Origin of the sequence: Enterobacter sp. BWH52 (assembly GCF_001037565.1) — a bacterium.
Taxonomy (GTDB): Bacteria; Pseudomonadota; Gammaproteobacteria; order Enterobacterales; family Enterobacteriaceae; genus Enterobacter; species Enterobacter hormaechei_C.
In genome coordinates, this window is record NZ_KQ089854.1 from 3,335,137 (window position 1) to 3,353,877 (window position 18,741).

The 18,741-nt window shown below is 56.8% G+C and carries 15 protein-coding genes; 4 read left to right on the forward strand and 11 right to left on the reverse strand.

The window, feature by feature from the left end; genetic code table 11:
- Positions 1 to 69 precede the first annotated feature (69 nt).
- Together iscR and trmJ are read right to left on the reverse strand one after the other, a co-directional pair.
- The gene (gene iscR / locus SK47_RS15725; RefSeq protein WP_003860665.1) at positions 70 to 561 is read right to left on the reverse strand and encodes a Fe-S cluster assembly transcriptional regulator IscR; all 492 of its coding nucleotides are present in this window, start codon (positions 559 to 561) and stop codon (positions 70 to 72) included.
- 216 nt (positions 562 to 777) lie between these two features.
- Positions 778 to 1,503: a tRNA (cytosine(32)/uridine(32)-2'-O)-methyltransferase TrmJ gene (trmJ, locus tag SK47_RS15730; RefSeq protein WP_003860666.1), complete on the reverse strand. Its 726-nt coding sequence runs from the start codon at positions 1,501 to 1,503 to the stop codon at positions 778 to 780.
- A 132-nt stretch (positions 1,504 to 1,635) separates the two neighbouring features.
- Between trmJ and suhB the strand changes: the two genes are divergently transcribed.
- The gene (suhB, locus tag SK47_RS15735; RefSeq protein WP_003860668.1) at positions 1,636 to 2,439 is read left to right on the forward strand and encodes an inositol-1-monophosphatase; all 804 of its coding nucleotides are present in this window, start codon (positions 1,636 to 1,638) and stop codon (positions 2,437 to 2,439) included.
- Positions 2,440 to 2,500: 61 nt separating this feature from the next.
- Here the strand turns inward: suhB and SK47_RS15740 are convergent, their stop codons facing one another.
- Together SK47_RS15740 and SK47_RS15745 are read right to left on the reverse strand one after the other, a co-directional pair.
- Entirely contained in the window at positions 2,501 to 3,481 is a 981-nt protein-coding gene (locus SK47_RS15740) for a nickel/cobalt transporter (protein WP_048244646.1), read from the reverse strand.
- Positions 3,472 to 4,110 (reverse strand): DUF1007 family protein, encoded by a 639-nt coding sequence (locus SK47_RS15745; protein ID WP_022651599.1) that lies wholly within the window; start codon positions 4,108 to 4,110, stop codon positions 3,472 to 3,474. Before SK47_RS15745 ends, SK47_RS15740 begins: the two co-directional genes overlap by 10 nt.
- A 125-nt stretch (positions 4,111 to 4,235) precedes the next feature.
- Here SK47_RS15745 and csiE point away from each other — a divergent pair, with 125 nt between their 5' ends.
- On the forward strand, positions 4,236 to 5,513 hold the full coding sequence (csiE, locus tag SK47_RS15750; RefSeq protein WP_003860672.1) for a stationary phase inducible protein CsiE: 1,278 nt from the start codon (positions 4,236 to 4,238) through the stop codon (positions 5,511 to 5,513).
- Here the strand turns inward: csiE and SK47_RS15755 are convergent, their stop codons facing one another.
- Complete coding sequence (locus SK47_RS15755; protein ID WP_003860673.1) at positions 5,514 to 6,653, reverse strand: 3-phenylpropionate MFS transporter; 1,140 nt, start codon at positions 6,651 to 6,653, stop codon at positions 5,514 to 5,516.
- Positions 6,654 to 6,825: 172 nt separating this feature from the next.
- Between SK47_RS15755 and SK47_RS15760 the strand changes: the two genes are divergently transcribed.
- Positions 6,826 to 7,248, forward strand: coding sequence for a DoxX family protein (locus SK47_RS15760; protein ID WP_003860675.1), 423 nt, complete (start codon positions 6,826 to 6,828; stop codon positions 7,246 to 7,248).
- A gap of 52 nt (positions 7,249 to 7,300) precedes the next feature.
- Here SK47_RS15760 and glyA read toward each other — a convergent pair whose 3' ends face one another.
- The gene (gene glyA, locus SK47_RS15765; protein ID WP_003860678.1) at positions 7,301 to 8,554 is read right to left on the reverse strand and encodes a serine hydroxymethyltransferase; all 1,254 of its coding nucleotides are present in this window, start codon (positions 8,552 to 8,554) and stop codon (positions 7,301 to 7,303) included.
- Positions 8,555 to 8,858: 304 nt separating this feature from the next.
- Here glyA and hmpA point away from each other — a divergent pair, with 304 nt between their 5' ends.
- Positions 8,859 to 10,049, forward strand: a complete 1,191-nt coding sequence (gene hmpA / locus SK47_RS15775) for an NO-inducible flavohemoprotein (protein WP_023325074.1) — start codon at positions 8,859 to 8,861, stop codon at positions 10,047 to 10,049.
- 76 nt (positions 10,050 to 10,125) lie between these two features.
- Here hmpA and glnB read toward each other — a convergent pair whose 3' ends face one another.
- The 5 genes from glnB to purL all read right to left on the reverse strand — a co-directional run bounded on the left by glnB (position 10,126) and on the right by purL (position 18,481).
- The gene (glnB, locus tag SK47_RS15780) at positions 10,126 to 10,464 is read right to left on the reverse strand and encodes a nitrogen regulatory protein P-II (protein ID WP_003860685.1); all 339 of its coding nucleotides are present in this window, start codon (positions 10,462 to 10,464) and stop codon (positions 10,126 to 10,128) included.
- An 80-nt stretch (positions 10,465 to 10,544) separates the two neighbouring features.
- Positions 10,545 to 11,882: a two-component system response regulator GlrR gene (gene glrR, locus SK47_RS15785; protein WP_003860687.1), complete on the reverse strand. Its 1,338-nt coding sequence runs from the start codon at positions 11,880 to 11,882 to the stop codon at positions 10,545 to 10,547.
- Positions 11,879 to 12,631 carry a two-component system QseEF-associated lipoprotein QseG gene (gene qseG, locus SK47_RS15790; protein WP_003860689.1) on the reverse strand — a complete coding sequence of 251 codons (753 nt, stop codon included), beginning with the start codon at positions 12,629 to 12,631 and terminating at the stop codon, positions 11,879 to 11,881. Before qseG ends, glrR begins: the two co-directional genes overlap by 4 nt.
- The gene (qseE, locus tag SK47_RS15795; RefSeq protein WP_181007770.1) at positions 12,628 to 14,061 is read right to left on the reverse strand and encodes a two component system sensor histidine kinase QseE/GlrK; all 1,434 of its coding nucleotides are present in this window, start codon (positions 14,059 to 14,061) and stop codon (positions 12,628 to 12,630) included. Before qseE ends, qseG begins: the two co-directional genes overlap by 4 nt.
- 532 nt (positions 14,062 to 14,593) lie before the next feature.
- The gene (purL, locus tag SK47_RS15800; RefSeq protein WP_048244651.1) at positions 14,594 to 18,481 is read right to left on the reverse strand and encodes a phosphoribosylformylglycinamidine synthase; all 3,888 of its coding nucleotides are present in this window, start codon (positions 18,479 to 18,481) and stop codon (positions 14,594 to 14,596) included.
- Between the last annotated feature and the right edge of the window lie 260 nt (positions 18,482 to 18,741).

Consider the following 18,741-nt stretch of genomic DNA (forward strand, 5'->3'; position numbering starts at 1 on the left):
GGCTGGATGTACGACCGAGTACGCGGGGTGTGACCACCCCGGCCTGATTCTGAATACTTATCTTTTTAATTACGCGCGCAGTTTAACGTCGATGGCGTCCTGCGTGCGGGTGCTGCGCTGTGAATCCTGACTATGCTGACGACCAGAGACATCCAGAACTTCCTGGTTATTCACCAGCTCACCGAGGGTGATGTTGTTCAGGAAGCCGGTCAGACGGTCGCTCAGATCGCGCCACAGCGCGTGGGTCAGGCATTTATCGCCGCCCTGACAGCCGCCTTTACCCTGGCAACGGGTCGCGTCAACGGATTCGTCAACCGCGCTAATCACTTCACCAACCGCAATACTGCCCGCGTCTTTACCCAGCAGATAACCGCCGCCCGGGCCACGAACGCTGGACACCAGTCCATTTTTACGCAGTCTGGAGAACAGCTGTTCCAGGTAAGAGAGGGAGATCCCTTGTCGTTCAGAAATATCAGCCAACGGAACCGGGCCCGCTTCGGAGTTGAGCGCAACGTCCAGCATCGCGGTCACGGCATAACGCCCTTTAGATGTCAGTCTCATGTCTTACTTAACCTCAAACTCGCCCCTGCCCGGGGTTTTTTATTGTAAAATGGGGGTATTGCATAGCAGGGCCAAGTCTGACATTCCTGACTAAATTGGTCAACTATTTACTTGACTGTTTTAGTCAGGTATTTAACCTTCTGTGCCTTCATAATATAGGTGCGGCCTGATGCCCTCACCCCAGCCCTCTCCCACGGGGAGAGGGGGAAATCGACACTACGCTTTGTTCTTCTGCTCAATCGACGCCAGAATCCCGCGCAGAATGTTCAGCTCCTGGCTTTCCGGGCGGGCGCGGGTGAACATACGGCGCAGCTTGTTCATCACCTGACCCGGGTGGCCTTCACGGATAAAGCCGGTTGAGAGCAGCGTCTGCTCCAGATGACCGTAGAAGCGCTCCAGATCGTCCACCAGCGGGTAGGCCGTCTCTTCTTTAGGTTCGACCGGTTTCTCCTGCGTCGCCAGCCATGCCATGCGCACTTCGTAGGCAATGACCTGCACCGCCATCGCCAGGTTCAGCGAGCTGTATTCCGGATTGGCGGCAATCGCCACGTGGTAGTGACACTTCTGTAGTTCCTCGTTGGTCAGGCCAACGCGTTCACGACCAAACACCAGCGCAACCGGCGCCTGTTCCGCTTCTGAGATACTTTTCAGGCCGCATTCGCGCGGGTCCAGCATCGGCCAGGGCAGCGTACGGGAGCGCGCGCTGGTTCCCACCACCAGACTGCAACCGGCCAGGGCTTCGTCCAGGGTGTCCACGATCTGCGCATTCCCGATCACGTCGCTGGCGCCGGCCGCCAGAGCAATAGCCTGAGAGTCTGGTTTCACCAGCGGATTAACCAGCCACAGGTTCGTTAAGCCCATGGTTTTCATAGCGCGGGCCACAGAGCCCATGTTGCCGGTGTGCGATGTTTCGACCAGCACGATTCGAATGTTTTGCAGCATAATTTTTAGATGTCTGGATTCAGTGTCTGAAGAATATTCGGGCATATTATCATAAACGAGAGACATAATCCGATCCCGCTGCTATACTCTGCGCCGATTTTCCTGTTCTTTAACATCCAGTGAGAGAGACCGATGCATCCGATGCTGACCATCGCCGTGCGCGCAGCGCGCAAGGCGGGTAATGTAATTGCCAAACACTACGAAACCCCAGACTCCGTAGAAACCAGCCAGAAAGGCAGCAATGATTTCGTGACTAACGTCGATAAAGCCGCAGAAGCGATTATTATCGAAACGATCCGCAAATCTTACCCGCAGCACACCATCATCACCGAAGAAAGCGGTGAACATGAAGGTACCGATCAGGATGTTCAATGGGTTATCGATCCACTGGATGGCACCACCAACTTCGTTAAACGCCTGCCACACTTCTCTGTGTCTATTGCAGTACGCATCAAAGGCCGTACTGAAGTCGCTGTTGTTTACGATCCAATGCGTAACGAACTGTTCACCGCAACCCGCGGTCAGGGCGCGCAGCTGAACGGCTACCGTCTGCGTTGCAGCAATGCACGCGATCTGGACGGCACGATTCTGGCGACTGGCTTCCCGTTCAAGGCGAAGCAGCACGCAACCACCTATATGAATATCCTGGGCAAGCTGTTCACCGAATGCGCGGACTTCCGTCGCACTGGCTCTGCTGCACTGGATCTGGCCTACGTGGCGACCGGCCGCGTTGACGGTTACTTTGAGCTGTCACTGAAGCCGTGGGACTTCGCGGCGGGCGAGCTGATCGCACGTGAAGCTGGCGCGATTGTTTGCGACTTCACCGGCGGGCATAACTATATGTCTACCGGCAACATCGTTGCAGGTAACCCGCGCGTTGTTAAAGCCATGCTGGCAAACATGCGTGATGAACTGAGCGATGCGCTGAAGCGTTAATTCAGTCTGTTAAGCCCGGTGGCGCTACGCTTACCGGGCCTACAACACGCCTCAGATACGGCTAGAAAGGCCGCAACCCCCTTCCCACCGGCAGCGCGCTCATCCACATCGTGACCGCAGCCACCAGCAGAATCACCCCGCCCGCCAACGCAAGCGTCGTCCAGCCAACCTGTCGCCACAATACCGGCGTTTTATTGCCGCTGAGTTTTACCGCCAGCTGACGGAAGCTGTGCACCAGCAAGGCTAACGAAGAGATCGTCAGAGACGTTCCCGCCGCCATCGCCAGCGCCGAGAGCATGCCCCAGCCAAATACGCCTGTCACTTTGCTGAACAACAGCACCATGATTGCGCCCGAGCACGGACGCATCCCCATTGAGAGCACAATCATCAGACGCGCACGCCAGTCGTCACCATTCTGTAATTGTGCCTGCGTCGGCAGATGCTGATGCCCGCACCCGCAGTTTTCATGGTGAACGTGATGCGGCGTAAAGGCTTTGAATTTTGGTTTTTGCAGCAACGCGCGCAATTTTTTCAGCGCCCGCCAGCAGAGGATCAACCCCAGCACGCCTACCAGCGCGTAACTCCCCTTCTCCAGCCAGAAGCTGCTCATATGCAGCTGGCGAGCCGGCAGCTGTAGCAGCGAGAGGACGACCACGACCAGCGCAATCGCCACACCGCCCTGAAGTAAAGAAGAAGCCAGCGTCAGGCCGATACTCGATTTCAGCTTCGACGGATGCGTAGCAAGCCAGGTCGTGATGACAATTTTGCCGTGCCCCGGTCCCAGGGCATGCAGCACGCCATAGATAAAGCTGAACGCCAGAAGAGCGCCGCCCGCTTTGGTCGGATTTTCCGCCACGGCTTTCAGCAGCACGCTCATCTGCTGATTAACTTCCCGCTGCCAGAGGACGCTTTTCACCATCACCTGCGGCCATGCCTGCCACAGCCAGAGCGCGCCGCCAACCGCTAACAACAAAAAGAGCGCCAGAGGCCAGAGGTGCAGCCAGCGACGCGGCTTACTGACGGGAGAGGAGATCACTGACATTGTAACGTCACCTCCTGCGCGAACTGTTTACCCAGCTCCATGTCCTCAGGCGGGGCATCTGCTTTATCCAGCGAGATCGCAAAGTTCAGCGTCTCTTCGCTGGGTTTAGGGGTGTGCACGCCAATTTTGCAGCTTTTTTGCAGCGCGTCCGGCAGCCGTACGTCGCTGTCTTTGTCATAGCGCATATCGACATAGTAGGTAGGGTCAAAAGTGGAAAAGCGGTACGTTTGCCCGGCCAGCGGCTGAGGATGCGCCAGCGGAAGCACGAACGTAAGCACCGCCTGATGACCTTCGCGGGTCATGCCGTACTCCGTGGGACGGTTAAGAAATTTCACCTTTTGTCCGTTGTGCCAGAACTCGGTGAAGTAGTGCTGACCCAGCACGTTGGCCATCACCTCCGCCGCCAGCTTTTTCCAGATCTCATCGCCGGGCTTTGCGTTTCCGGCATCGTACAGCAGGTCGGCGGAGGTGATTTCATCCATCGTCCAGTGCATCTTCAGGCCACTGAGCTGCGTGCCGTCCGTCACCAGTTCGGTTTTCAGGCTGATAAAACTGTGAGGATGTGCGCCGGCGGCGAAAGTGAAAACCGCCAAAAATAACGCTACCGCGCTTTGTTTAACTATTTGCATCTGTTCCTCACGTCAAAAATTCTGTGATGTTCGCCAGCAATCCTGAGTGAAAGGCCTGCCGGTGCGCTTTTCAGCGCCCATCCTTTAGCTATTCTTATCAAACATTCACACTGGATACCCGACAGATGATGACGACGCTTGAAATTCCATCTGTGCTTTCCAGTTCGCAGCGCCGCTGCCAGGTGCTTTTGATGCTTTACCTGCCCGATGCTGCCGTCACCGCACAGAGCATAATCGCTGCCAACGGCGTGGACGACGTCATGGCACGGCAAGATATAGCCGAGACGCGCGATGAAATCCAGCGCTATCATCGGCTTGATATCGTCACGCACCATGATGGCTGCTACCGAATTGAGGGTTCCGCCCTTAATCAACGTTTGTGCCTGCTGCACTGGCTGCGCAGGGCGCTTCGGCTCTGTCCACATTTTGTCGCCCAACAGTTTACCCCTGCCTTAAAAACCGCGCTCAAACAGCACGGCATTGCCCGCCCGCTTTATGACGATGCGAACCTTCGGGCGCTTATCAACTTTTGTGCGCGCAAGCTTCAGCGCCAGTTTGAGTCCCGCGACGTACAATTTTTACAGCTCTATCTGCAATATTGTCTGATTCAGCATCATCTGGGCAATACGCCGGAGTTTTCGCCCGTTCAGCGCAGCTGGACGCAGTCCCGAGGGGAATACTTTACGGCGCAGGAAATTGTCCGCCACTGGAAACGGCGCGTCCCGCAGGGAACGCACAGCGATGAACAGCTGTTCCTGGCGCTGCTGTTTATGATGCTTCGCACACCCGACCCGGTGATGGATAAACACCAGCAGGATCAGCGCCTGCGTCGCGCCATCGTGCGTATGATTGCCCGTTTCCGGGCACAAACCGGGATGAACTTCAGCGATGAGCAAGGTCTGACCGATCAGCTTTATATCCATCTGGCTCAGGCGCTGGACCGCTCCTTATTTGACATCGGCATCGACAACAGTCTGCCGGAAGAGATCCACCGTTTATACCCCCGGCTGCTGCGCACCACTAAAGAGGCGCTGTTTGAGCTGGAAGCCGAATTTGGTCTGCGATTCTCCGGTGAAGAGATGGCTCTGGTGGCGGTGATTTTTGGTGCCTGGCTGATGCAGGAGACCGATCTGCATGAAAAACAGGTGGTCCTGTTAACGGGGGAAGATAAAGCCTGTGAAGAGTTAATTGAGCAGCAGCTTCGCGAGCTGACGCTGCTGCCGCTCAATATTCGTTATCTTAGCCTGGAGGCGTTTAAGAAGGAGGGCGCGCCCCGCGAGGCGGCGCTGGTTATTACGCCTTATCCAACCGCCCTGCCGCTGTTCTCGCCGCCGCTCATTCATGCCGTTGAGACCCTGAACACGCAGCAGCAGGAACACATTCGCGTAATGCTCGAATCGTAGTTACGTGCGAGCAGCGACTTTAGGGCGAATAACGATGGCCGGTAAAGCGACCAGCGCCATCACCCAGAACACACCGTGCCCCAGGTGCTGATAGAGGAAACCGGCAAATACGGTCATCACCGCAATACTGCCGCCCATCGCCACCGCTGAATAGACCGCCTGAAGACGAATAACGTCCCCACCCTCTCGCGCCGCGATGTAGCGCATCGCCGCCAGATGGCAGACGGTGAAGGTTCCGCAGTGCAGAATTTGCGCCACAATCAGCCACGGCAGCTCCGTCGTCCAGCCCATGATGCCCCAGCGCGCCACGCCGCACACGGCGGAAAGCAGCAGCAGGTCACGCGCCCCGAAACGACGGAACAGTTTTTGGCTCAGCGCGAAGATAATAACCTCCGCCACCACGCCGAGCGACCACAGGTAGCCTACCGCAGAAGCCGAGTAACCCGCCCCCTGCCAGTAGATGGCGCTGAAGCCATAATAGGCCGCATGCGCCCCCTGAAGCAGACAGACGCAGGCCAGGAAACGCCAGCTTTGCGCCACCAGCGAGCGCCAGGCGGGCCAGCCGGCGCTCTCCTGATGGCGGCTTTCGCCCTGCGGCATCACCGACGGACGCAGCAACATACCGAGCAGCATTGAGGCGATGCCGAGCGTTAGCAGCGCCAGAATGGCACGATAGTCATAGAGGCTGACCAGTTTCCCGACCAGCGCAGAGCCGATCACGAAGGCAATCGATCCCCACAGGCGCACGCGGCCATAGTCCATGGTGATCTGCTTTTGCCAGGTGTTCGCCAGGGCATCCGTCAGCGGCACCAGCGGGGAGAAGAACAGATTAAAGCCAACCATTACCACCATCAGCCAGGCAAACTGGTGGCTAACCCAGAAGCAGGCGGCAAAGACCAGCGTCAGCAGGGCCAGAATTCGCACCGCTTTAATCAGTAAGGAGGGATCGCTGACGCGGGGCGCAATCAGCAGACTACCCAGGAAACGTGCCACCAGCCCCGCGCCCAGCAGGATGCCAATGGTCTCAGGCGTCAGACCAATTCCCTTGAGCCAGACGCTCCAGAAAGGCAGAAAAATACCGTAACTAAAGAAATAGGTGAAATAGCTGAGCGCCAGCCAGCGCGTGGAATGCAAGACCATGAATCCCTCCCGAAATGGAGGCGATAGTCTGGCGTTAATCCCTGACTTTAGCAAGTCGTTAGCGTGCTATAAATTAACTAAAAATTAACATCATCACCAGCCGGACAGCGTATGGCGAGAGCGGTAAAACTGTATTACGTTTATAAGACATCGCCTGAAGAGGTCGTTTGCCATGAACAGCTTACGTTATTTCGATTTCGGCTCCTCTCGTTCTCTCCTGCTTTTAATTGCCCGCATTGCTATCGTGGTCCTGTTTATTATTTTCGGTTATCCCAAGCTGACGGGGTTTAGCGGCACCGTTCAGTATATGACGTCGCTCGGTGCCCCCATGCCCATGCTGGCCGCGATTATTGCGGTGGTGATGGAAGTCCCCGCCGCGATTCTAATCGTGCTGGGCTTTTTCACCCGCCCTCTCGCGGTGATCTTTGTCTTCTATACGCTGGGAACGGCGGTGATTGGTCACCACTACTGGGATATGACGGGCGATGCGGTCCTGCCAAATATGATTAACTTCTACAAAAATGTGAGTATCGCTGGCGCATTTATTTTGCTGGCGATTACCGGGCCGGGGGCCATCTCCCTCGATCGACGTTAGCCCATAAAAAAGGCCGCATGAGCGGCCTTTTTCAGTTCTGCAACGCAGAGAATTATGCGTACACCGGGAAGCGTGCACAGATGTCCAGCACTTTACCTTTAACGCGCTCGATAACCGCGTCGTCATTGATGTTGTCCAGAACGTCACACATCCAGCCCGCCAGCTCTTTTACTTCCGCTTCTTTAAAGCCACGACGAGTTACGGCCGGAGAACCGATACGGATACCGGAGGTCACGAACGGGCTCTTCGGATCGTTTGGCACGCTGTTTTTGTTCACGGTGATGTTGGCGCGGCCGAGGGCTGCGTCAGCTTCTTTACCGGTCAGGTTCTTATCAACCAGGTCCAGCAGGAACAGGTGGTTTTCAGTCCCGCCAGAGACCACTTTGTAGCCACGATTCAGGAACACTTCCACCATCGCTTTGGCGTTTTTAGCAACCTGCTGCTGATAAACCTTGAACTCTGGCTCCATCGCTTCTTTCAGCGCGACGGCTTTCGCGGCGATAACGTGCATCAGCGGGCCGCCCTGGGCGCTTGGGAATACGGCGGAGTTCAGCTTTTTGTACAGCTCTTCGTCACCGCCTTTCGCCAGGATCAGCCCACCGCGTGGACCCGCCAGGGTTTTGTGGGTGGTGGTGGTCACAACGTGCGCATGTGGAACCGGGTTCGGGTAAACGCCAGCGGCAATCAGACCGGCAACGTGCGCCATGTCGACGAACAGGTACGCGCCGATGCTGTCAGCGATTTCACGCATTTTTGCCCAGTCAACGATGCCGGAGTAAGCAGAGAAGCCACCGATGATCATCTTCGGCTTGTGCTCTTTGGCCTGCTTCGCCATGTCTTCGTAGTCAATTTTACCGGACTCATCAATACCGTAAGGGATGATGTTGTACAGTTTGCCAGAGAAGTTAACCGGGGAGCCGTGAGTCAGGTGGCCGCCCTGCGCCAGGTTCATACCCAGAACGGTATCGCCCGGCTGCAACAGCGCGGTATAAACAGCGAAGTTAGCCTGAGAGCCAGAGTGCGGCTGGACGTTCGCGTAGTCAGCGCCAAAGAGTTCTTTCGCACGGTCAATAGCCAGCTGCTCAACGATATCAACGTATTCGCAACCGCCGTAGTAGCGCTTGCCCGGATAACCTTCAGCATATTTGTTGGTCAGCTGAGAACCCTGCGCCTGCATCACGCGCGGGCTGGTGTAGTTTTCGGAGGCGATCAGTTCGATGTGCTCTTCCTGACGTACTTTTTCCTGCTCCATAGCCTGCCACAGTTCGGCATCATAATCGGCAATGTTCATTTCACGCTTTAACATCCGCATCTCCTGACTCAGCTAACAAGTAAATTTTTGGCCTGAAAAGGCAGTCCTGTTGGACGACGGGCAACAGTATAACTGAATAGTTCTGCGATAACAGGTCTTGACAAACGATTTTACGCAAACGTTTACCTCCACGCCACGCAAGGGTTTGAGCAATAAAGCTCTCACCATTTTCAACGGATTTCTTTTCAGCTTTGTGATGCATATTTTTCACGATGCAAAGAACCATTTACATTGCAGGGGTATTTTTATAAGATGCATCTAAAATACATCATTAAAGTAACATCAGAAGGAAGCTGCTATGCTCGACGCCCAAACCATCGCTACCGTGAAAGCCACAATTCCCCTGCTGGTTGAAACGGGTCCTAAACTGACCGCCCATTTCTACGATCGCATGTTCGCGCATAACCCGGAGCTCAAAGAGATTTTCAACATGAGCAACCAGCGTAACGGCGATCAGCGCGAAGCGCTGTTTAACGCTATTGCCGCCTATGCCAGCAACATCGAAAACCTGCCGGCTCTGCTGCCTGCGGTGGAAAAAATCGCGCAGAAGCACACCAGCTTCCAGATCAAACCTGAGCAGTACAACATCGTCGGCAGTCACCTGCTGGCGACCCTGGACGAAATGTTCAGCCCGGGCCAGGAAGTGCTGGATGCCTGGGGTAAAGCCTATGGCGTGCTGGCAAACGTATTCATCAACCGTGAAGCGCAGATCTACAGCGAAAACGCCAGCAAGAATGGCGGCTGGGAAGGCACGCGCGCCTTCCGCATCGTTGAGAAAACCCCGCGCAGCGCACTGATCACCAGCTTTGAATTTGAGCCTGTGGACGGTCAGCCGGTTGCCGATTACCAGCCGGGCCAGTATCTGGGCGTCTGGCTGAAGCCTGAAGGCTTCCCGCACCAGGAGATTCGCCAGTACTCCCTGACCCGCAAGCCAGACGGCAAAGGCTATCGCATTGCGGTTAAACGTGAGGAAGGCGGTCAGGTATCCAACTGGCTGCATAACGAAGCCAGCGTGGGCGACGTGGTCCATCTGGCGGCACCGGCGGGCGATTTCTTTATGGCCGTTGAAACGAATACCCCGGTGACGCTGATCTCCGCAGGCGTGGGGCAGACGCCAATGCTGGCGATGCTGGATACGCTGGCGAAAGCAAACCACAGCGCGCAGGTTAACTGGTTCCACGCGGCGGAGAACGGTGATGTTCACGCCTTCGCGGACGAGGTGAAAGCGCTGGGAGCGGGTCTGCCACACTTTACCGCGCATACCTGGTATCGTTTACCCACGGAAGCCGACCGCGCAGCGGCTCGTTTCGACAGCGAAGGCCTGATGAATTTAGGGCAGCATGAAGGGGCGTTCAGCGCACCGGGGATGCAGTTCTACGTTTGTGGGCCGGTAGCGTTTATGCAGTATGCCGCGAAGCAGCTGGTAGACCTGGGCGTGAATAAAGACAACATTCATTACGAATGTTTCGGCCCGCATAAAGTGCTGTAATGCAAAAAGCCCCTCAACGAGGGGCTTTTTTTTCGCCGGGTGGCAGCTGCGCCTTACCCGGCCTACCAAATCTTTTTTAAATCGCCGCGTCGTCTTCTTCGCCGGTACGGATACGGATCACGCGCGCCACGTCAAAGACGAAGATTTTCCCGTCGCCAATTTTACCGGTCTGCGCCGTGCGGATGATGGTATCCACACAGGTATCGACGATATCATCGCTTACCACGATCTCGATTTTCACTTTCGGCAGAAAGTCCACCATGTACTCTGCGCCACGGTATAGCTCGGTGTGGCCCTTCTGACGACCAAAACCTTTCACTTCAGTTACGGTCATCCCGGTGATGCCTACTTCTGCCAGCGCTTCACGTACATCATCCAGTTTGAAAGGTTTAATAATCGCATCAATCTTTTTCATGGTGGGTCCTTAAACTCTTGCCAGTAAGCAGCCTCGTAATCGGTTGCTCACAGTATCATATTCAGGCGAATTTTGCGGTATTACTCTTTAAAATCGTTCGCTTCCAGCTCATGGCGTGAGAGCAATTTATAAAACTCGGTACGGTTACGCCCGGCCATGCGCGCCGCGTGGGTCACGTTGCCTTTGGTGATTTGCAGCAGCTTGCGCAGATAGTTCAGCTCGAACTGGTTTCGCGCTTCCGCAAACGTCGGTAAGGCCGTGTTTTCCCCCTCGAGCGCCTGCTCCACCAGCGCATCGCTGATCACCGGCGATGACGTCAGCGCCACGCACTGCTCAATCACGTTCACCAGCTGGCGTACGTTGCCCGGCCAGCTTGCTGTCATCAGGCGTTTCATCGCATCGGTGGAGAACGCGCGCACGAATGGTTTGTGGCGGTCAGCGGCCTGGCGCAAAAGGTGATTTGCCAGCAGCGGGATATCTTCCGCACGCTCGGCCAGCGCCGGGATTTTCAGGTTGACGACATTCAGTCGATAGTAGAGATCTTCGCGGAACTCGTTGCGCGCCATCACCTTGGGTAAATCGCGATGGGTAGCGGAAATAATACGCACGTTGATATCGATATCGCGGTTGCTGCCAAGCGGACGCACTTTTCGCTCCTGCAACACGCGCAGCAGTTTGACCTGCAACGGCGCGGGCATATCGCCAATTTCATCAAGGAACAGCGTGCCCCCCTCTGCCGCCTGGAACAGCCCTTCACGGCTGCTCACCGCGCCGGTAAAGGCGCCGCGGGCATGGCCGAAGAGCTCAGACTCAAGCAGTTGTTCCGGCAGCGCGCCACAGTTGATGGCAATAAAGGCATTTTTACTGCGTGGGCTGGCGTTGTGGATCGCCTGGGCCAGGATCTCTTTCCCGGTCCCGCTCTGGCCGTTGATCAGCACGCTAACGTCGGATTGCGCCACCATCCGCGCCTGTTCCAGCAGGCGCAGCATCACAGGGCTACGCGTCACGATGGATTCACGCCAGCCGTCGTCGCCGGATGGCGCCGCGTGCTCAAGAGCGCTGTCGATCGCTTTATAGAGGGCGTCTTTATCCACCGGTTTGGTGAGGAAGCTGAATACCCCCTGCTGCGTCGCGGCCACCGCATCAGGAATAGATCCGTGAGCGGTGAGGATAATCACCGGCATCCCGGGCTGCTGCTTCTGGATCTCCGTGAACAGTTGCAGGCCATCCATTTCATCCATGCGCAAATCGCTGATCACCAGATCGATTTTCTCGCGGCTGAGCACTTTCAGCCCCTCCTGCCCGCTTTCAGCGGTGACCACGCTGTAGCCTTCGCTGACCAGACGCATCCCCAGCAGCTTTAACAGCCCGGGATCGTCATCCACCAGTAACAGATGGGCAGGTTTACGGCTTGTCATGGCTTCACATCCTCTTGTTTCGGCGTCTCACTGTCTGGCGTCGTGGCAGAGTTGCCTTTCGACCCATCGGGCAGATAGCTGCCTGCCGGCTTACGCGTCGAGAGCTGTCTTTCGATATCGGTCAGATTTTCGAGCTTGCGGGTGGTGGTTTCCAGCTGCTCGCGCAGCGACTCCTGCTGCTGGCGAAGCGCATCAAGCTCGCTGTCGCTTGACTGCTGCAATTTGCTGTAGCGGAAACGCTCTTCGGACAGCTGTAATTGCAGGGTTTGTCCGTCCCGCCAGAGCTGATAAACCGGGCGCACCTGGGGGGGAATATTGATCACGTAAGTATCCAGCCGCGTCACGTTGGCGCGGCGTTCGACAGGCGTGATTCTGGCATCCGCCATCACGATCCCGCGTTTAAACGCGTCCTGCCAGGTATCGTCCATCAGCATCGCCGCCTGGGCACGGGCCTCGGCGGGCGCCAGCCGCTGGGCGCAGTCTATTCCGCGCAGCCAGAACAGCGGATTGGATTCAACATCACGCCCCGACAGGCTCCAGATGTCATCGCAACGTGTTGAAAGGAAGTCGGCCAGCTGTTTTTGCGGCCATTTATCTTCCTGTTTGTGGCTAATCGCACTTTTTGGTGCATGGGTTACACAGCCGGCCAGCAGTAAGCAGGGCAGGCTGAGGCGCACATTTTTGCTGGAAAACACCGCGCGCAGTGCGCGGTAAAAGACGTGTGACATACTCACCAGGTTGTTATTCATTTCATTGATTTTTCCGGCTCAAGAGGCAGTTCGATACGAAAACAGACATCGGCGCGTTCATCACTCACGATGTTAAGCTCACCCTGCATGCGTCGTATGCAGTCGCGGGCAATACTCAGCCCCAGACCACTTCCTTTTACCGCACCTTTTCGCTGATGACTCCCCTGGAAGAAGGGCTCAAAGATCATCGTTTTTTCATCATCCGGAATCGGGCTTCCCGTATTCGCTACGTCAATAAATACCCGCGAACCGTTGTTATTGCTTCTGATATAAATGGTACCGGATTCAGTACCATAGTGCACCGCATTGGAATAAAGATTATCCAGTACGCTCATTAGGAGCATCGGCTCTGCCGGGCAGGATGGCGCATTGAGATCCACCTGGGTATGCATCATTTTAGCTCTTGCTGGCAGGCTATGGGCGGAGATCACCATGTCCACCAGCGGTTCAATCTCAACGCTTTCAAGCACCACAGCACCATCCGCCAGCTTGCGGTTATAGTCCAGCAGTTGTTCAATAAGTTTTTGTAAATTGCGGCTACTGGCATCCAGAATCGCCACGATCTCTTTTTGCTCAGGGGATAACGGCCCCGCTACTTCATCTGCCAGCAGCTCCGTGCCTTCACGCATACTGGCCAGCGGTGTTTTGAGTTCGTGTGAGATATGGCGCAGGAACTGGTGACGCTGCGATTCCAGCCACGCCAGGCGTTCAGAAAGCCAGATGATGCGCTGACCGACCGAGCGCAGCTCGCGCGGGCCTTTAAAAACAACCGTATCCCCGAGAGATTTGCCCTCCCCCAGGCGGTTAATCATCCGCTGGATCCCCTTTACCGGGCCGATGATCATGCGGGTAAAGAGCAGTACCAGCCCCAGGCTGACGAGGAACAGCACCAGCGCCTGCCAGCCGAAGAACTGGCCGCGCTCGGCAATCTCCTGCTGGAGTTGTTGACCACGGGAAAAGATAACCGTACGGGTGGACTGCACCATCTCCGTATTGGCGTTCGCGAAGGCTTCAAGTCGGGCGGCGGCGGCGGCATCAGGACCGCTGTTTTTGCACTGGAGCTGCGCCAGATCGTTCAGATCCTGACGCAGCGCCTGATAGAGTTTGTCATCCGGCAAGACCCCGGCATGGGCATCCAGCATTTCGCTGTAGCGTTTACGCTGGTTCTGATAGACCCTCTCCAGCGTACGGTCGTCCAGCACGCAGTACTGGCGATAGCTACGCTCCATCTCCAGCGCGGCGTTGGTCATTGCCTCGCTACGGCGGGCATCAATAAGCGTGGTGCGGTTAGTCAGGGCCGCCTGGGCACTTAACGCATTCAGGCTTTGCCATGCCTGCCACGCCAGAACCAGCAAAGGTAGCAGGATCAGCAGGAAGGCCATCATAACGAGCTGTCGCAGGGAGCGAGGGAAAGCGGGCCAGCGTTTCAACACATTACTCTCATCATCCGGGTTTGAGGAGAGCGTAACTGAGTCTGCCCTTCAGATACAACAAAGCCGGGTAAAAACCCGGCTTTGTCATGGAATAAGGCGGTGCCTAACTCGACGTTTCGCCCTGGCCTGATAAAGCATTGCAATAATCAGTAGTTGGACGGCAGGCACCTTTTTGTGCGTCATTCGAAGTTTATGTAGCACGTCCCGAAGGGGCTGACATAAGAAGGTGAATGAGCCACTGGCTACTATTATGCAACATGCGTGCCAGATTGCAAACTTTGATACTATCCTTATGATTAATAATTGTTTTATTATTAAAATGCATTGATTGTCAGGTGAATGATTTCCAGGCTAAGTGTCGCTATTAAGCAACACCTTAATGGAAACCTGTCCTGCCATAGTTAAATCAACAATTTATATGTCTCTTATTGGAGACACTCAATCCAGAGGATTGTCGCAATTTTGCGACAGGTACAAAAAAGCCCGGTGGCGCTCGCGCTTACCGGGCCTACAGTCAGGGCGTTGAAACTTAACCCAGTTGTTTACGCGCGTTGCGGAAAATGCGCATCCACGGGCTGTCCTCGCCCCAGTTTTCCGGGTGCCAGGAGTTGCTCACGGTGCGGAAGACACGCTCCGGGTGCGGCATCATGATGGTCACCCGACCGCTTTCGCTGGTGACCGCGGTAATGCCATTTGCCGAACCGTTCGGGTTAGCCGGATAGGTTTCGGTGACCTTGCCGAAGTTATCAACAAAGCGCAGCGCTACCAGTCCTTTGCTTTCAAGCTGAGCCAGGTGCGCCGCATCACGCATTTCAACCTGACCTTCGCCGTGCGAAACCGCGATTGGCATCTGCGAACCCACCATTCCCTGCAACAGCAGAGACGGGCTTTGGGTTACTTCTACCAGGCTGAAGCGCGCTTCGAAGCGGTCAGACTGGTTACGCACAAAGCGCGGCCAGGCTTCGCTGCCCGGGATCAGCTCGCGCAGGTTAGACATCATCTGACAGCCGTTACACACACCCAGCGCCAGCGTCTGCGGACGATGGAAGAAGGTTTCGAACTCGTCACGCACGCGGCTGTTGAACAGAATAGACTTCGCCCAGCCTTCGCCCGCGCCCAGCACGTCACCGTAGGAGAACCCTCCGCAGGCAACCAGCGCCTGGAAATCATCCAGCCCGGTACGCCCGGCCAGCAGGTCGCTCATGTGGACGTCGATGGCGTCAAAGCCCGCCCGGTGGAAGGCCGCCGCCATCTCAACGTGGGAGTTAACGCCCTGCTCGCGCAGCACGGCCACTTTCGGACGCGCGCCGGTCGCAATGTACGGCGCGGCAATGTCTTCGTTTATGTCGAAGCTGAGCTTCACGTTCAGGCCAGGATCGTTGTCGTTCGCCTTCGCGTTGTGTTCCTGATCGGCGCATTCCGGGTTGTCACGCAGGCGCTGCATCTGCCAGGTGGTTTCCGCCCACCACATACGCAGCGTGGTGCGGCTTTCGCTGAACACCGCGTGGCCGTCGGCTTCAATCACGAAACGGTCGCCCTGCACCGCTTTACCGAGATAGTGTACGCAGTCTGCCAGACCGTGCTGCGCCAGAATCGCTTCCACCGCGTCGCGATCTGCGGCGCGTACCTGAATGACCGCGCCAAGCTCTTCGTTAAACAGCGCCGCCAGGCGGTCTTCGCCAAGCGTAGCAATGTTTGCTTCAACGCCGCAGTGACCGGTGAAGGCCATCTCTGCCAGCGTCACCAGCAGGCCACCATCGGAACGGTCGTGGTAGGCCAGCAGCTTACGCTGCGCCACCAGCGCCTGAATTGCGTCGTAGAAGCCTTTCAGTTGGGCGACGTCGCGCACGTCGGCTGGCTTATCGCCGAGCTGGCGGTAAACCTGCGCCAGCGCGGTGGCGCCCAGGGCGTTATGGCCTTTGCCGAGGTCAATCAACAGCAGGGCGTTATCTTCAGTGGAAAGCTGCGGCGTAACGGTATGACGTACGTCTTCCACGCGCGCAAACGCGGTGATCACCAGCGACAGCGGAGAGGTCATCTCGCGCTGCTCGTTACCTTCCTGCCAGCGGGTTTTCATCGACATGGAGTCTTTACCCACCGGAATGGTCAGGCCGAGCGCAGGACACAGCTCTTCGCCCACAGCTTTCACCGCTTCGTACAGGCCGGCATCTTCACCCGGGTGACCGGCGGCGGCCATCCAGTTCGCGGAGAGCTTGATGCGTTTAATGTCGCCAATCTGCGTCGCCGCGATGTTGGTCAGCGCTTCACCAACGGCCAGTCGCGCAGAGGCGGCGAAGTCCAGCAGCGCCACTGGGGTGCGTTCGCCCAGCGCCATCGCTTCGCCGTAGTAGCTGTCGAGGCTCGCGGTGGTCACGGCGCAGTTCGCCACCGGGATCTGCCACGGGCCGACCATCTGATCGCGGGATACCATACCGGTAACGGTACGGTCGCCAATGGTGACCAGGAAGGTTTTCTCAGCCACAGCAGGCAGGTGCAGCACGCGATTAACGGCTTCTGCCACGGTGATGCCCTGGCGATCCAGCGCTTTGCCCGCCGCTTTACGGGTTGTTACGTCCCGGGTCATCTTCGGCGTTTTACCGAGCAGCACGTCGAGCGGCAGATCGATAGGCTGGTTGTCGAAATGGGTGTCGCTCAGAGTCAGGTGCTGCTCTTCGGTCGCTTCACCGATGACGGCATACGGCGCGCGCTCGCGGCGGCACAGCTCGTCAAACAGCGGCAGCTGATCCGCCGCAACGGCCAGCACGTAGCGCTCCTGGGATTCGTTACACCAGATTTCCAGCGGGCTCATGCCAGGCTCATCGCTCAGGATATCGCGCAGGTTGAAGCGTCCGCCGCGGCCGCCGTCGCTCACCAGCTCCGGCATGGCGTTGGACAGACCGCCCGCTCCCACGTCGTGGATAAAGAGAATCGGGTTAGCATCGCCCAGCTGCCAGCAGCGGTCGATTACTTCCTGACAGCGACGCTCCATCTCCGGGTTGTCACGCTGCACGGACGCGAAGTCAAGATCCGCATCAGACTGACCGGAGGCCATCGAAGAGGCCGCACCGCCGCCCAGACCGATATTCATCGCCGGGCCGCCGAGCACGATCAGCTTCGCGCCGACGACGATCTCGCCTTTTTGAACGTGATCGGCACGGATGTTGCCGATCCCGCCCGCCAGCATGATCGGTTTGTGGTAGCCGCGCAGCTCTTCGCCGTTGTGGCTGTCCACTTTCTCTTCATAGGTACGGAAGTAACCGTTCAGCGCCGGACGACCAAATTCGTTGTTAAACGCCGCGCCGCCCAGCGGGCCTTCGGTCATGATATCCAGCGCGGTCACGATGCGCTCTGGCTTGCCGAAATCTTCTTCCCACGGCTGTTCAAAGCCCGGGATACGCAGGTTGGAGACGGAGAAACCGACCAGACCCGCTTTTGGTTTCGCGCCGCGACCGGTCGCCCCTTCGTCACGGATTTCACCGCCGGAGCCGGTCGCCGCACCCGGCCATGGGGAGATCGCCGTCGGGTGGTTGTGGGTTTCCACTTTCATCAGGATATGCGCGGGCTCCTGATGGAAGTCATAGCGCCCTGCTTCGCGATCGGCGAAGAAGCGGCCCACCTCGGAACCTTCCATCACCGCGGCGTTGTCTTTATAGGCAGACAGCACGTGGTCAGGGGTTTGCTCCATGGTGTTTTTGATCATTTTGAACAGCGACTTCGGCTGCTGTTCGCCGTCGATAATCCAGTCGGCGTTGAAAATCTTGTGGCGGCAGTGCTCGGAGTTGGCCTGCGCGAACATATACAGTTCGATGTCGTTCGGGTTGCGATTCAGCTTAACGAATGCATCCTGAAGGTAGTCGATTTCATCCTCTGCGAGTGCCAGACCAAGACGCAGGTTTGCGTCGATCAGCGCCTGACGCCCCTGCCCCAGCAGATCCACGCTCTGTACCGGCGCAGGCTGATGGTGGGAGAACAGTTTCTGCGCATCATCCAGAGAGTCAAACACACTCTCCATCATGCGGTCGTGCAGTTCAGCCGCAACCGCCTGCCACTGCGCGTCGCTCAGGGTAGAGGCTTCCACGTAGTACGCCACACCGCGCTCCAGACGGTTAATCTGGTTCAGGCCGCAGTTGTGAGCGATGTCTGTTGCTTTGGAAGACCAAGGGGAGATGGTGCCAGGGCGTGGCGTGGCGAGGATTAATTTGCCGGTCGGCGTATGGCTGCTCAGGCTTGGGCCATATTTAAGCAGACGTTCCAGCTGTACGCGCTCCTCTGCATTCAGGGGGGCATTCAGGTCAGCAAAATGGACATACTCAGCGTAAATATTGCTTACCGGAAGGTCGGCCGCCTGAAAACGTGCCAGCAGTTTGTTAATACGGAAGGCAGACAGTGCAGGCGAACCACGCAGAATTTCCATCATAAGTCTCTCGTCTTCGAAGCGCCGGGGCGCTTACAGTGTGCGCAAGGGGGGAAAACGGGCGTCATTATAGAGAATCCTGAGCGCCGACGAAACCGTTTGCGTCGAAATAAAATCAACCTTTATGTTTAACAATAGATGTGACCTGTCTCTCTAATTGGTTGCCAACTGGCGCTACTTTGCGCAAAATGCCGCTCAATCAATGGCAAACTCTACTCTTAACATGACTACAGCACACTGAGGCAACCGGCGTCGCAGAGAAT